Below are 13,293 nucleotides of genomic sequence, written 5' to 3' on the forward strand. Positions count from 1 at the left end.
CTTAGATCACTCCTTTTTCGGCTAATTGTAGTAATAGTGTTGCATGATCCTGCGTAAGCGCTGCGTTATGAGATTGCAGTTCGTTCGTAGCTTCTATGTGTTTATCACTCTTCGCTTCCAGTTCGGCTACATGAAGCAACAGCTTTGCATTTTCGATCCGGAGCTGATCCAGTTCAGTAGGAACTGGCTTTGGCTGCAAGGCTTCAATTTCTTCCTCTGTCAGGCCGTTGCTCCAATAAGATGAAGAGTCTACTGGTGTAGGACGCTGCGGCGCAAGTTTTCCGCTTGCCGGATCATGCTTTGCAAGAGCCCCGAGATATTCGACGTAGGCGAGATCGTAGTCTGCTTTCGCTTTGCGATAACCGGGTACGTCGAAGGTTGGCTCGTAGAGTCCGTCAGGAAGTGGAATGGCTACTGTGTATCCGACTAGTTTCGTTTTAGGTTCAGTTGGTAGATTGTCGTCATTCTTCTGCGAAGCTATTAATTCTGCATCAACATCACTGGCGCCAGCCTGAACCGGCTCCATTCTATCAAAAACGCCCGTCACGGACTCCGCAACGAGCGTTGGTTCAATGTATCGACCGTTAAGGTCAGTTATAATTGCTTCTTTCAATGAAAGGCCTCCTTATTGTTCTGCTAGGAATGGAGAAATTGTATCTAACGCGATAAAATAATTGTCTCCTGTGATAATATACACTCCTCCATCTGCTGCAATATCTACTGCTGCATTGGACGACAAAGTGGTTATTGCAATTTTTGAAAGCAGTCTCTTTGGTCGGTATCCTACTGGCAAGAAGAAAGCAGGTTTACCAGTTACCCCAACTGTGCCTCCCGTGATAACCCCTTTAAGATATACAAATCCATCTCGATCCTTACAATAACCTGCCTCTGGTCTGCCTGATTCCCCGAACAGCTTCCAGTCATTTAAGAGTGTTGGTTTAATAAAATGTAGTTTTGTGTCATTCTCTGCCTTCTTCGTCTCCACAACACTCAATCTTCGCTCTGCATCGCCTGCCCACTGCACTACGTCAGTTACCGCGCTCCGCAAATTTGTCGATATACTGCCGTTAATAGGAGCCGCGAGCGTTGGGTCTAGAATCGTGTATGAGACGTGATAGACCGCAGTTGGATCATAATATTCCTTGACAATAGTTGCTCTATACTTGCCATACGGCAAAAATATATTTTTTTCCCAGTGGGCATAAGTCTTCTGATTTTTAAAGATACTTAAAATGTCCTCAGTGCGATAACGGAATGGTGTAGGAGCATCACCCGATCCTTCAGTCGTGTTCACACAATAGTGTGTATTAGCGGCATTTATGGCGAAATCCGCCTTTTCACGCAACACAACACCGCTACCGAGCTCGACCATGTTCCAGCCTTTTGATAGCATCAGACCAGTCTCGTAATTGCTGACGGGTTCGACCGTTGGCCTTGCTTTGAGATATTGGAGACGGTATGGTGTGTAACCTCCTTGCGTATTTAATTCAGTTGGAGTTGTCGTTGTTCCCGTTCCTGAAATAAGAGCCCCTTTCCCATCTATGCGTCCCCAAGCTTTTTCACCGGAACCATTATACGGTTTTGACCAATCGTTAGGCGATCCCATGCGCCAACCCAAGAAATACGCCTTGATTTCGTCGACTGTCGGCGTGTAGCTGTCGCCCCATCCACTATCTGTGTTGGATACGGATACATATACGTTAGATGTGAATAGACGAACTAGGTCACTACTTTCCCAGTCAACAACACCACTATCATCTACTGACAACAACTTCCCATCATATTTAAACGAGAATATCTTCCCCGCATCATCCCAATCACCGGGGGTAGCATTGTTTGGAGCAGCATTTGCCGCAAAGAGGATTTTAAAGCCGCTCTTTCTTGCCTCGACCACCACCTCCCACGGCAACGATCCGTCCAACGCAACCTTCGACCATTTTTCCAACACATACGGCAATCCTTCGTCTCCCACTTTAAGCACATCTGCATCGCTGCCGTCCACCGGATTCGCTGCAAGTTGGCAATCGGCCACCCACATACTGCGGCTTTGAGGTGCGAATGGCTGAGGCATAGCTGTCGGAGATAGAACAGGATTCTCAAATGAGATTTCACCGACTGTGTCATGATTTCCGAAATAAACGCCAATTACGTTTGTGTCGCTTTTAGTAGTAAAAGTTCCACCCTGTATCGGGTCAAATGTATGCTGCTTGGTATGTGGAATGCCAACAGAAGGCTGCTCGTTTACATACATTTTCGCAATGGCAGAGGCCTTTTCCGCTCTAATCGAATATGTTGAATTTGGTTTGACGCTTATATTAGCCCAGCCTAAGAATTGTGCAGTTTTTTCGGTTACCACCCTGCCTTTGTAAACCCCTTGTAAATCGGCTTGTGCTCCGTTGAGTGATGCTGAGTCATATCCATACAGCAACGGCAGTAGATTCCCTGATGTGCTAATAGCATACGGATTTTTCACATTTGTCATTGCATCTACGTATGGATATGCTGCAGCAACCTGCTCTGATGTCATTGCATTAATCTTCTCTACTTCAGACGTTGGAATCTCATAAACTCGAATCGCATCAAATAGACCGTACGATTCATTCATTTTGCCGAGGACAGCAAGATGAACTGCAAAGCGCGTTGCTTGATCCGATAATGTGAAAGCCATATGGACGGGGTGAAACTTGTCACCAGAATCCACATCCCGAGTCATATGGAAATGTAAAGACTTGTCACCATTATACTCAAGTGCCTCTATTCGAACCGTACCGGATCCTGAACTGTTCTTTATATAACCCATCAACACATACGACTTACCCGATGTTGTGTTTTCAATAAATCGAAAAGCATTTCCAGCCTCATAAATATTACCTAAAGTAACTTTTAAGCTCGATTCACCTTGAACTTTTTCAGATGTAAATTTTTCAGCAGTGACGGAATTTGTTTTCCATAGACTTGTATTTTCACAAGCTCCTGCATAACCAAGTAAATTAATCAACGTCCGCCCGCGAATCTCCCCCATGCGGAAGGGGGTATCCTCAGGAACATCCACAATCTGCACACCTGGCTTCAGCGTAATATCCTTATACTCCGCCACATGGGCGTCCTTTAGGCCTTGCTCGATGCGGTTTAGATCCTTTTCCGTGACGGTGTCGTCGTACTTCCAGTTTGTCTTCGCCTCGTATGGCATTAGGCCACCTCCTTCACTGTAATCGGCTGCTTGATGATCGTATCAGACGTGAGCGGGATGTAGACGTCATTCGACGTCAGTACCGTGCCGTCTGCAGCCCGAAGCTCGATCAGCGATACGCTGTCCACAGATCCCAGCGGAATCATATATTCCAGATTGACGACGCTCTTCGATACTTGCTTCACCGTAAACTCTGTAATCTCATACGTTTTATTCAGCACGACCTTGGCAATTCGTGTGTTGACATGGTTCGCCAGTTCTTTCAGCAACGTTGATTCGATCATTTGATCTGCACCTCCAGCCCGCGCTCGGCAAATGGCGAACGTCCCAGCTTCCACGTTGTCGAAAGCCTTGTCGTCCGCTTCAAATCCAAGCGGTATATGTTCTCATTTACTCCTACATTGGATAGCAGTGCCGTCTCCTGTTGATAGACCAAGTTGGCAGGCTTCACTGCGTATACCGTGTGCCCGACCTCCTTGAATACGGCGGCGTCCGTAATGTTGGCAACGATGCGAAGCAGGAAGGCGTCCGCATCTATAACAGCCCGAGCCTTGTCCTTGCCGAGCAAAAAATCCAGCTTCTCCTGCAAATACCGGATCGTAAACGGCGGCTTCGTCGTGTAGCGGTTGATAATCCGTCTGCGCCGGAAATCGATCGATTCCGCATCCCGATCCGGGAGAATATTCAGCATCCGCTCCCGCCTTGCAATCGCATCCTCGCTTGCTGTCATGACGAATTGATCGTCAAACAGCCTTTGCATGGCGGCCAGCAGCTTCTCCTTCTCTCCATCCTGCGTCTCCATAAGCAGAACCATTTCCTTCACGTCATGGTAAAAGTCTGGCAAACGCTTCAGTAACGGTTCAGCCATTCAAGGTCACCGTCCCCATGACCGGAAGCTCTTCCGTGTCCAGCTCCACATTGGCTCCCTTGCCGTTCAGCTTCGTATCCGCAATATCCGCGATACCCTTTACATTCAGAATACGCGCTTCCAGCTGACTTACACGCACGACGGTTCGGTCTTCCTCTTTCCAACTCATGCGCAACGTCCGCAGGTAATCGGCGATCACTTTTTCAACATCCTCCTTCACCTGTGACACGGATATTCCCGCTTCAAGTGTAAGCGTCGTCGATACATGAATGCTTACGGACTCTGCGCCCTTAATGGTGACGGTATGGCCGATAGGCGCGAAGCCCATCCCCTTCCCTTGATTCACCTCTGGGTCGATGATCGTCTGCACATCCTTCACCAGCTCAGCAGATGGAGATTCGAAGCTGCTCGAAATGATGGTGCACTTTACCGTGCCCCCGCCTTTCCATACCGGGAATATTTTCACGCCGCCAACGCCTAAAAGAGAGGTCACCTTCTTCTTGTAGTCGGCTGCATTGCCCCCGAATGGCTGTTCATTCACGGCCTCGAAGAAACGACGGCGCAGTGATTCATCCGACTCCGAATCCGCGCCTGGCGCAATCACCTCCGCTAATTCGGCTCGGGCAAGACCATCCACGTAATCCACCGGCATCAAGGAGCCGTAGTATTCATTACCTTTGGCGCCCTTCTCTTCACATTCGAGCACGAACACACCTGCCGATAATCGTTCGATGACTACATAATGAAGCTCAATCGTTGCAAAACGAGACCGCAATGGCACATCGAATGGCTTGCCTGCCGCATCATAAAACAGCCCCTTGCGTTTGGCTGTTTTAGCCGGCTTGCGCTTCACGCCATATTCAGCCGTGCGCCGCTCCAAATATTCGCCGCTTGATGTATCTGCATACGACAGCTCATTTTGAAAATGCAAGTCCGTATAAGCCTGTACCAATTCCAGAGCAATCGGGGCAAGCGCATCGTAAATGATACTGCCTTCCCGCTTGTCCACGTCATACGGAACGCGTTCCAGCATCCGCTCCATAATGTCCTCCAATCGAGGCACGTTCCAAGCACCTTGTTCCCATTCAGCCATCCAACTTCACCTCCTTCGTCATTGCTAACTGCCCTAGAACCGTCTCTACCTTAAAATGAACTTGTAAAGCGTCTCCCGTTTGTTCAAAGGCAAACTCGCCTACGCGCAAAATTCGATCATCCTGAAGCAGTGCTTCGGATATCGTGCGCTCCAGCTCCGACTTTATGAAGTCCAAACTGTAACCAATCTGCGCGCGAAGCTCAGAGCCATAATCTGGGCTATATATCAAATATTCAAATCGTTCGGTCAACAATATCTTAAGCACGGCTTGACGCATCGCTTCCAAGCCATCTGTCATTCCCAAAATGCGCCCTGCTTCCATATCCAGCCGATAGGTGCGCGTAGGCTGTTCCGTATACTCCAACATTACGGGTATATCTTCATTCTCCAACTCGAACCTTGACTTCGGGATCATGCCCCCACCACCCTATCAAGGGCAACATAGCTTTGTCCTCCCTGCATACGGACTAACAGCAGTTTGTCTCCTACGTACAATCCCTCACGAATCGTAATCTCTTCCCCACCGACACGCACCTTGTGCTCGGTAAGCTGTTCCGTAATGACGAGAGCGGACTCCGGCAAGGTGAAGCGCTGTTCTACCTGCACCTCCAAGGGTGACACACTGAGCACCACACCATACAACAGTGCAACCGGACTAGATGCCTCTACCGCTCCGACACCCGCTTTTTTAATAATGTCCAGCATCATCCTCATTGCTAAATCTCCTTCAACGTTAATGACATCGTATGCCCTGAACCGCTCCACTCCTGGGAGCACTCTTCAATGAGCTTGTTTCGCAGATCCACATTCTGTTCAGGCGCAAAAATAGGGATGTTCATTCCGGCTCGAATGCGCACATCCCCTACAGCGTTCACTTTTAATGTTTTCTTCTCATGGTTATGGAGCTTCAGCAAGTTATCTCCAAGCTGTTGGATTTGAGCCTGATTCATCTTGTCATCTATCTTTTTGTACAGCTGCAGATGTCCCCATTTCGCCATATTGTTACTATCTTTTGATATAAAAGTTTCACGTACACCTTTTTCCGGATTGTCCCGATACATTTTGATATAGTTATACGTCCCATCATCTATGCTGGCCTTATAGGATATGCTCGTCATCTGACTCTCTTCGCCAATCCCGTAATCCGGCATCCAACTTTTCGCTTCCCGCAGCGTAAGTTTGCCGAAGTCGTCATACAGCACATAGATGATTTTGGTAGAGTTTAGGGTGAAATCAAGCGCACGGAACATCATATCCAAGAGCTTCTTGTTGTCCTCCATAAAAGTTGGGATCTTATACTTCGTATCTGCTAACTCTCCAAGCTTGATATCGAATTTTTTGGCAATATATCGAATGATTTCAGTAGCGGTCACGTTTTTAAGCATGCACCAGTCGTTCACCATCAAATAGCGCATCTGATCATAAGCAGTCAGCTTTACAGTATTGCTCTCATCCGTTTCTATGCTGAACACATAGCCGTAAAATACAGGCACCCCATCTTCTTGCACTCGGATAATATCACCATTATTGATGGTAAAGCTGCGATCCTGAAATATGGCTCCCTTACTAAAGGAAATCGATATGCTGGCAGGCTTGCCAACACGGGAGGTCGACCACGTCATGCTCGAGATAAGCTGTGACATGTCCCACGCATTGCCATTACGATTATCGACCAACACTTCCAACCTGTTCATTTCAAATATTCACCTCCTACGTCGCTGTGTCTCATTGCTTTCGAGGAAGTCGCAGAATACGATTCGGTTCCAGTTCATGCAGAGCCTCATCTGCTGAGATGCCGTTCAGTCTTTGAATGTCGATTGCCTTTCTGGTATCGTTGAAAAACTTTTGGGCAAGCAAACTCAGCTTATCCCCCGGCTGCGTCATATACTCGCTTGTTCCTTTACGCTCATCCGGACGCGGCTGCGACGTTTTTGGCACATTAGTCGCACTTGTCAGCTTCCCATCCAGCTTCACCTTTTTGGCTGCATAAAATTTATACAGCTTCAAGGAAATGTCGTACTCCAAATCCCCAACACTGCCAGCAACTTCACGCCAAGTGAATTTATCAATGGCCATAGCTAGATTCATATGGAAGGTCGGCGTCGTAAGCACGAAACGAATCGGACGCTTCGTCTCCATCCATTCACGCAGTTGAATGATATAATCACTAGGCGGCAGCAGCTTCTCTGGCGAAATATGGACGTAGGGCCCATGATGAAGCGGAAAAATGCTGCTGAATTGAATATCAGCCAGCTTCGGCGTATGGATGCTCACAACTTCCCCGATACCGACAATATCGAAGGACTGCAAGTTCCCCGCTTCGCTGATTTCCAGCTGAGACGGATTTACAGGCAGCTCGATAACCTTCTCTTGATTGTTAAAACTCAAATAGATATGGTATCCGCTCATCCGTACACCCCTTCCGCCGTCGACACGAATTCTTCCTCCAACTTTTTCTCGATGCGATTGATTAATGTGTCCATATCGAAGCCTTGATGGATGTCACCAGTGTTCACCTGAACCGTCGGGGTCAAAGATACGAAGTTCTGGATGGCATCCATTTCCGCCAAGTCGCGCATCATTTCAATGCTTTCGTCCGTAATTTCGACTTTATTATCGATAGCGCCTACTTTGCCGACTTCGCCTACTTTCGGGATGTTCATTGTAGCGCCAGGATTTAATCCCGGCATGACTCCTCCGGTGGTGCCAGGCATTGTTTCCGGTGCCTTCGGCAATTCAGGCAGTTTTTCAGGTTTGTAAGAGTTATTCGACTTCGTAAGTTTAGTTAAGTTGTCAATTCCGAATTTCTTTTTGAAGTTATCGACAGAGAAATTTTCAACACCATCAGCAGCAGCATTAAAGCCCCCTTCAATCGTGGCACTAATGTCTGATTGAAACTCATCAGTTTTAATGTGCTCCAGCTTTATATCCAGCTTTTCTTTAATTCCAAGAATGCTGCCGATGGCATTAGCGACCCTGTTAACGCCTTCTAAGAGGAAATTAATCATGTCAAATGCCTTATTTACAAGCCAAGTAAAGGCTTGTATTGCTCCAGCAACAAATCCAGCTACCATTTGGCCCATAGACCGAAGTGCATTAGCAAACCCTTCGCGTACTGGTTCCATAACAGCAATTAATGCTAGAAAAGCTCCGATCAAAGCAACTAAAGCCAAGATAACGATCGTAACCGGATTTAGTGCCATAATGGCGTTCCACAGAGTCTGCATTGCTGCAGATATTTGTGTCACCACTACAATAATCGTCATTATCGTATAGTACATCATCAAAGCGCCAATAATGGCACCCAGTATCGGTAAGATTAACGGCAAATTATTATTAAATACATCGACCAACCATAAGAATCCCTCAACTACCCAAGAGGCCAATTGTGCAATAATAGCTAACCCTCCGCTCAGTATGGCAAAGAAGTTATCAAATTGCCCTGTCTGGAATGCTTGATTCAACAGATCCAGCATTGGGGTAAACATTTGCACAGCATTCTCTCCAGCTGCGCCCAACAATCCATTGAACCGATTAACTGTTTCTTCCCACTTACGAGCAGGACTATCCATCAACATTTCAAGAGAAGCCTTGCTCATGTTGGCTTTTGCCATTAGCGCATCAAAGGTTTGCAGAAATCCATTTAAATCCCCGCTTTTTGAAAAAGACTGTAATTTTTCTTGTTCTGTTTCGCTCACAGGAATTTTCAATTGTTCTATCAAACCTTCACTCTTTCCAAAATATGCCTCTTGCATTAACTTGGCTGTTTCTGTAGGGTCACCATTTACTTGAAAAGCTGATAAACGCTGTACCATTTCATTCATACGAGTTAAGTCCTGTGTGTTTTTGGAAACAGAAGTTAGTGTAAGACCCGACTCTAAAGATTTTGATACATCCTTGCCACTCAACAGTGCCTGAGCTCTGAGAGCCTCGTATACTTGCGTTCCTTCCTGGCGGTTTCCGTACTTAGCATTATATCGGGATCTGATATCTTCTGATTCAGTTGCCCCCTTAATCGCATCCACGCCCATATTCTGACCGAAGCCCAGCATCTTGGAACCTAGGCCACCAAACCATTTCCCAATATTCTCACGGACAGCAGCGTGAACGGCCGCTCCCTTTTTAATTCTGTCAGCCTTTTTACTTTCTTTTGTGGGTTTATTATCCTCACGAGCATCTTCCGTAGATGATTCAGTTGGAGATGCTCCATTAGAAGATCCTTGCCTTGTTTTCTGCTGCTGAATTCGATTGTATCCAGAGGTAGCACGATTCCATCCTTTATGGATGCCATTGTTAGCTTGCTGCCACGCTCTATTGATGTTGTTCCCTGCCTGCTTCCATCCGCGGTTTATACCTGAATTTGCACGCTGCCATATCTGATTCATGCTGGAACCCGTTTTCTGCCATGACTTATTGATGCCGTTACTGGTTCGCTGCCATGATTGTGAGATTTGATTCGCCGTCTTTTGCCATGCTTGAGATATCCCATTAGCTGCTTTTTGCCATGCCTGTACAATCGTATTTGATGCCTTTTTTAAAGACTGATTTATGGCATTCATCGCTTTTTGCCAAGACTGATTAATCGCAGTTGCAGTTTTCTGCCACGTCTTAGTGATGGCTTCCACCGATTTCTTCATAGCTTGATTCATCGTTGTACTCACTTTGGCAAAAGCACTAGCAAAAGTCTGAACTGACTTTGCCGCTATCTTTAAAGCCTGCAACGACTTTTCATCCATCGACTCTTCCCTCCCCCTGTCCGCAAGATGAAGAGAGCGATTCCCCATCTGCACCCAAGCTGCCCCAGCGGAGCTGCCATTGCCATGCCGACTGTGAAATCGCTGCTCTAATGTCCGCGGTTGTTCCAAAGCCTACATTACCGCTTCTTGCGCATACTGCGCTGTGCCTTGCGCTCCTCCTCCACACGAATGTCGATCATCGCGTAGACGGCTGCGCGTTCGCGAACCGGGAGCGCAAGCAGCTCATGCGGCAGGATGCGAAGCTTATGGAGGGCGTAATAGGCATAGTTCGCTTCGCCATCGCCCTCGCGAATTAGTTTTTTACGTCATTGACAAGCTCGTTCATGTCCTGATTGAAGCCGTTCAGCGTCTGCACCTGCTGCAGCAGCCCGGTATATTCGCCAGGCAGGAGCATCTTCCGCAAGAGCGCCTCCGCCCCCATAACGCCATAAGATTGCTGAAGCTCTGCATTTTTCAAGTCTGGATACACAACGCTTGCCACAATCAGCTTTGCCGTATATTCATTGAAGTCGATTTCCGGCGTAACAACTCCGCCCTTGCCCTTCACCTGCTTCGTTGCAGACTTGCGGCACTGTTCGTTTTCCACTTCGCTCATACTGCGAAGCGTCCAAGCAACCGGCTCCCCCTTGTCATCTTTGAAGCGTGGGGACACAATGAATGGCATCTCCGTATTTGGTTCCGCATTTTGGGCAAAGAAATAGCTTAATGTAGTCATCTTCAATCGCTCTCCTCATCTTGAATGGTAGTTAGGTTATTTTAAATTACACTATAGGCGCATTAAAGTTGCTTAAAATATCAACATCGTCAAATGTAAACTCCAATTCTTCTTCCAAAACATCGCTCTCTGTATCCAGCTTCGCCATAACGACACTGTTCAGATTCACGTTCTTCAACATGATCGTCTGCGTGCCTACTGAAGAAGTAGGATCTGAGTTTGTCACATTAATCGTAAAGTTCGTATCCTTGCCAGTCTTAATATAATCAAGCATCATCTTGCGGAATAATGGCGTCATATAGTAAATCGTCATGCTGCCTGTTCCCGACCAGCCGGAGGTTTTATGCTGTGTGGCACGGCTGCCGAGTGTTTTAATTTCTGCTTTTTGTTTTTCTATTTTCGCTTCCAGCGTTTTAATATAGAACATCTCTTCATTTTGACCATTAATTTGTGCAAAAGCTGTACCTTCACGTCCCGAAATCGTATCCTTCGCTTGTAAGAAACCCATCTTACTTCACCTTCACTTTCATGTAAATTTTCTCTACTGCATCGACCGGCTGCACATTCAACTGAATGACGATACTGTCCGAAGCCTCGCCCTTTGCAACAAGCACATCCGTCTGGGCATCGAACGGCTGAATTGCATTCAAGCGCTCAAGCTGATCCAAATACGCAATACACTCTGCACGGAACAATTGACGTCCTTCTTCATTGTTGTTCGTTTTGCCGACATACGTCGTTTCGAAAATACGCTTCATATCGTTGGCGATGCCGTCCAACACGCGAATAACGCGGTTTTTGGAGAACGGCTGCCCCTTGTCCGGCGTATAGGCCGTCAATGTATTGATATCCTGCTCTACCACTGCATGGCCAAGATGATGCACGAATACGAATTCACCTTTGCGCAGAGCTTCTTCAACCTGCGTATTCGTCATTCGAATATCAGCATCGACCGCATCTTCATAAGCAGAATACGTCAACGACTCATTCATCGCTGCCGCTGCTGTTGCCGCGGCCACCCATACTGTTGCTTGAGCCGCATTCAACACCGTGCCGTCTGCGAGCTTCACACCATTTTTAACGGAAATGACGCCTTCGTTATTCGCAGTTGGGTATTGAGCCATAACAGCCTGAATCTTCTTGCCTTCTTCTTCACGCATACGCTTCACGAACATCGCATAAACGGAACATAGCGCTGCATCAGTGGAAGGAAGCGCAACCGTATGGAAATCATGAACGGCAATTGCTTCGTGGAAAGATACATGATCCGCATTCACTACATTGCCGTCATCTCCACCAGTAAGCGGCAGACCAGCATTTGCTTCAATCGCTCCTGTACCTTCAAATTCAACCCACGCATTTGCGATCAGCTGTTCAGCCAGATTCACCGTCTGGTTGTCCACGGTACGTCCGCCAACCTTCGTAATTACATCTACCTTCGTATTGTCATTCACATTCGTCTGTACGACGAGCTGAATATCATTGCCGCGAACACCGCCAAAACGTGCTTTCACCTTCAATTGTTTGTGAGTTGCAGCCGCCTTCGCACCTTCATTCAATCGATACAACAGCACCTTCTTCGCGCGCTTGAATGCCTCGCGCACCAGCAGCAGTGCCTCATCCGTCAGCTCGTAGCCTAGCTTCTCGAATACCGGCTCCCCTGCATGCAATTCCAGCACCTTTTTCGCTGGTCCCCAGCTCAGCTTCAGCGGCAGTGCCACAATCCCCCGCTCGCCAACCGCTCCCGATGGAGCAGCCTCTCCTTGAAAGCGTACATATACGCCTGGTCTTACCTTGTTCTGCGTCGTCCATGTTCCTCCAGCCATTACTTTACCTCCTGAATTTGAAATTGGTGTAGCAGCGCATCGATCTGCGCCTTCGTGTACTGCTCATTGCCCGCCAGAAGCGCATGCAGCATGTCTCGCTCGCCTGCACTCCAGCATTTCGCTTCCAGCCACTGCTCCTTCGCAAAAGCGAATTCGCCCGCAGCCTCGGCATGTTCCACATTACGCTTGTCCTGCTTGTTTGCATTAGACATCTCGAATGCGTCCCTCCTGCTTCATGGCATTCATCTTGCTCATTTCCTCTCGAGAACGTGTCAGCATGTACTCATACTGCACTTGGAACCGCAGCTTGCGTTCCACGATCTCATGCTTCCAGCCTGTCCCCCTGCATAAGCTGCCGCCTGCTTCAATCAGTTCCAGCGCATCATACAGCGCATCCGCAACATCATGAACGGAAGCAGCCTTTGCCTCGGGATAATACTCGACCTCGATGGCTGCTCGCGCTTGATAACGGCCTTCGCCTGCACGAGTCCGTTCCCCTCGAACGAGCTTTACGACCAAGCAGGGCGCTAACTCATTCGTTCGTTCTTCTGACTCCAACACCGGGATGTCTGGGTAACGTTCCCGCACCCGACTCAGCACCCCCTGCCGAATCTCGCTGCTTCGCAAGCCTTCACCTCCTGTCCTGCGGTACAAAAAAACCGTTATACAGCTTCGCCGCAAACGGTTCTCCCTTCCTCCCTGCAAGGTTGTCCTGCCCCCATGCCCACAACCTCACACTATCATCTTAGCACCTTGTCCCGTCCACCAGTGTGCCAGCATCCGGCCAGCGGGAGGTCACTGCGATCTCATCATGCAATACATCTGAGTCCTTGTCCTTGCTCGA

Annotated in this window: 16 protein-coding genes; 1 reads left to right on the forward strand and 15 read right to left on the reverse strand. The window is 47.9% G+C overall.

The window, feature by feature from the left end:
• Position 1: 1 nt before the first annotated feature.
• From PBN151_RS00080 to PBN151_RS00125, 10 genes are read right to left on the reverse strand one after another with little or no spacing between them, the layout of a single operon-like run.
• The gene (locus PBN151_RS00080) at positions 2–613 is read right to left on the reverse strand and encodes a hypothetical protein (RefSeq protein WP_072727173.1); all 612 of its coding nucleotides are present in this window, start codon (positions 611–613) and stop codon (positions 2–4) included.
• Positions 614–625: 12 nt separating this feature from the next.
• Positions 626–3,190 (reverse strand): hypothetical protein, encoded by a 2,565-nt coding sequence (locus tag PBN151_RS00085; protein ID WP_072727174.1) that lies wholly within the window; start codon positions 3,188–3,190, stop codon positions 626–628.
• Positions 3,190–3,474: a ketopantoate hydroxymethyltransferase gene (locus tag PBN151_RS00090; protein ID WP_072727175.1), complete on the reverse strand. Its 285-nt coding sequence runs from the start codon at positions 3,472–3,474 to the stop codon at positions 3,190–3,192. The genes PBN151_RS00085 and PBN151_RS00090 overlap by 1 nt, the downstream gene beginning before the upstream one ends.
• Positions 3,471–4,058 carry a putative phage tail protein gene (locus tag PBN151_RS00095; protein WP_072727176.1) on the reverse strand — a complete coding sequence of 196 codons (588 nt, stop codon included), beginning with the start codon at positions 4,056–4,058 and terminating at the stop codon, positions 3,471–3,473. The genes PBN151_RS00090 and PBN151_RS00095 overlap by 4 nt, the downstream gene beginning before the upstream one ends.
• Positions 4,051–5,151, reverse strand: coding sequence for a baseplate J/gp47 family protein (locus tag PBN151_RS00100; protein ID WP_072727177.1), 1,101 nt, complete (start codon positions 5,149–5,151; stop codon positions 4,051–4,053). Before PBN151_RS00100 ends, PBN151_RS00095 begins: the two co-directional genes overlap by 8 nt.
• The gene (locus PBN151_RS00105; protein WP_072727178.1) at positions 5,144–5,566 is read right to left on the reverse strand and encodes a DUF2634 domain-containing protein; all 423 of its coding nucleotides are present in this window, start codon (positions 5,564–5,566) and stop codon (positions 5,144–5,146) included. Before PBN151_RS00105 ends, PBN151_RS00100 begins: the two co-directional genes overlap by 8 nt.
• The gene (locus tag PBN151_RS00110; RefSeq protein ID WP_175460694.1) at positions 5,563–5,865 is read right to left on the reverse strand and encodes a DUF2577 domain-containing protein; all 303 of its coding nucleotides are present in this window, start codon (positions 5,863–5,865) and stop codon (positions 5,563–5,565) included. Before PBN151_RS00110 ends, PBN151_RS00105 begins: the two co-directional genes overlap by 4 nt.
• Positions 5,866–5,867: 2 nt before the next feature.
• Positions 5,868–6,845 (reverse strand): XkdQ/YqbQ family protein, encoded by a 978-nt coding sequence (locus PBN151_RS00115; RefSeq protein ID WP_072727179.1) that lies wholly within the window; start codon positions 6,843–6,845, stop codon positions 5,868–5,870.
• 31 nt (positions 6,846–6,876) lie between these two features.
• Positions 6,877–7,560, reverse strand: a complete 684-nt coding sequence (locus tag PBN151_RS00120; RefSeq protein WP_072727180.1) for a LysM peptidoglycan-binding domain-containing protein — start codon at positions 7,558–7,560, stop codon at positions 6,877–6,879.
• Positions 7,557–9,887: a phage tail family protein gene (locus PBN151_RS00125; RefSeq protein ID WP_072727181.1), complete on the reverse strand. Its 2,331-nt coding sequence runs from the start codon at positions 9,885–9,887 to the stop codon at positions 7,557–7,559. Before PBN151_RS00125 ends, PBN151_RS00120 begins: the two co-directional genes overlap by 4 nt.
• Before the next feature lie 110 nt (positions 9,888–9,997).
• Between PBN151_RS00125 and PBN151_RS00130 the strand changes: the two genes are divergently transcribed.
• Positions 9,998–10,204, forward strand: coding sequence for a hypothetical protein (locus PBN151_RS00130; RefSeq protein WP_072727182.1), 207 nt, complete (start codon positions 9,998–10,000; stop codon positions 10,202–10,204).
• On the opposite strand, the gene PBN151_RS00135 is transcribed toward PBN151_RS00130, so the two are convergent.
• Genes PBN151_RS00135 through PBN151_RS00155 form a run of 5 tightly spaced genes read right to left on the reverse strand, consistent with a single transcriptional unit; the run spans position 10,201 to position 13,076 of the window.
• Positions 10,201–10,623 carry a phage tail assembly chaperone gene (locus tag PBN151_RS00135; RefSeq protein WP_021262028.1) on the reverse strand — a complete coding sequence of 141 codons (423 nt, stop codon included), beginning with the start codon at positions 10,621–10,623 and terminating at the stop codon, positions 10,201–10,203. The two genes, PBN151_RS00130 and PBN151_RS00135, sit on opposite strands and share 4 nt — an antisense overlap.
• Positions 10,624–10,669: 46 nt before the next feature.
• On the reverse strand, positions 10,670–11,131 hold the full coding sequence (locus PBN151_RS00140) for a phage tail tube protein (protein WP_072727183.1): 462 nt from the start codon (positions 11,129–11,131) through the stop codon (positions 10,670–10,672).
• A gap of 1 nt (position 11,132) precedes the next feature.
• Positions 11,133–12,449, reverse strand: a complete 1,317-nt coding sequence (locus PBN151_RS00145; RefSeq protein WP_072727184.1) for a phage tail sheath family protein — start codon at positions 12,447–12,449, stop codon at positions 11,133–11,135.
• Complete coding sequence (locus PBN151_RS00150) at positions 12,449–12,661, reverse strand: hypothetical protein (RefSeq protein ID WP_072727185.1); 213 nt, start codon at positions 12,659–12,661, stop codon at positions 12,449–12,451. Before PBN151_RS00150 ends, PBN151_RS00145 begins: the two co-directional genes overlap by 1 nt.
• A complete protein-coding gene (locus PBN151_RS00155) occupies positions 12,654–13,076 on the reverse strand; it encodes a phage tail terminator family protein (protein WP_227774229.1) in 423 nt (140 codons plus the stop codon). Before PBN151_RS00155 ends, PBN151_RS00150 begins: the two co-directional genes overlap by 8 nt.
• Between the last annotated feature and the right edge of the window lie 217 nt (positions 13,077–13,293).

It is taken from the genome of Paenibacillus sp. NAIST15-1 (assembly GCF_001894745.1).
Taxonomy (GTDB): domain Bacteria; phylum Bacillota; class Bacilli; order Paenibacillales; family Paenibacillaceae; genus Paenibacillus_B; species Paenibacillus_B suaedae.

What these genes read in the sequence shown, in the direction of transcription:
- PBN151_RS00085 (WP_072727174.1), bottom strand. Translation starts at nt 3,190, where the DNA reads ATGCCATACGAGGCGAAGACAAACTGGAAGTACGACGACACCGTCACG.
- PBN151_RS00090 (WP_072727175.1), bottom strand. Translation starts at nt 3,474, where the DNA reads ATGATCGAATCAACGTTGCTGAAAGAACTGGCGAACCATGTCAACACA.
- PBN151_RS00095 (WP_072727176.1), bottom strand. Translation starts at nt 4,058, where the DNA reads ATGGCTGAACCGTTACTGAAGCGTTTGCCAGACTTTTACCATGACGTG.
- PBN151_RS00100 (WP_072727177.1), bottom strand. Translation starts at nt 5,151, where the DNA reads ATGGCTGAATGGGAACAAGGTGCTTGGAACGTGCCTCGATTGGAGGAC.
- PBN151_RS00105 (WP_072727178.1), bottom strand. Translation starts at nt 5,566, where the DNA reads ATGATCCCGAAGTCAAGGTTCGAGTTGGAGAATGAAGATATACCCGTA.
- PBN151_RS00110 (WP_175460694.1), bottom strand. Translation starts at nt 5,865, where the DNA reads ATGAGGATGATGCTGGACATTATTAAAAAAGCGGGTGTCGGAGCGGTA.
- PBN151_RS00115 (WP_072727179.1), bottom strand. Translation starts at nt 6,845, where the DNA reads ATGAACAGGTTGGAAGTGTTGGTCGATAATCGTAATGGCAATGCGTGG.
- PBN151_RS00120 (WP_072727180.1), bottom strand. Translation starts at nt 7,560, where the DNA reads ATGAGCGGATACCATATCTATTTGAGTTTTAACAATCAAGAGAAGGTT.
- PBN151_RS00125 (WP_072727181.1), bottom strand. Translation starts at nt 9,887, where the DNA reads ATGGATGAAAAGTCGTTGCAGGCTTTAAAGATAGCGGCAAAGTCAGTT.
- PBN151_RS00130 (WP_072727182.1), top strand. Translation starts at nt 9,998, where the DNA reads ATGTCCGCGGTTGTTCCAAAGCCTACATTACCGCTTCTTGCGCATACT.
- PBN151_RS00135 (WP_021262028.1), bottom strand. Translation starts at nt 10,623, where the DNA reads ATGACTACATTAAGCTATTTCTTTGCCCAAAATGCGGAACCAAATACG.
- PBN151_RS00140 (WP_072727183.1), bottom strand. Translation starts at nt 11,131, where the DNA reads ATGGGTTTCTTACAAGCGAAGGATACGATTTCGGGACGTGAAGGTACA.
- PBN151_RS00145 (WP_072727184.1), bottom strand. Translation starts at nt 12,449, where the DNA reads ATGGCTGGAGGAACATGGACGACGCAGAACAAGGTAAGACCAGGCGTA.
- PBN151_RS00150 (WP_072727185.1), bottom strand. Translation starts at nt 12,661, where the DNA reads ATGTCTAATGCAAACAAGCAGGACAAGCGTAATGTGGAACATGCCGAG.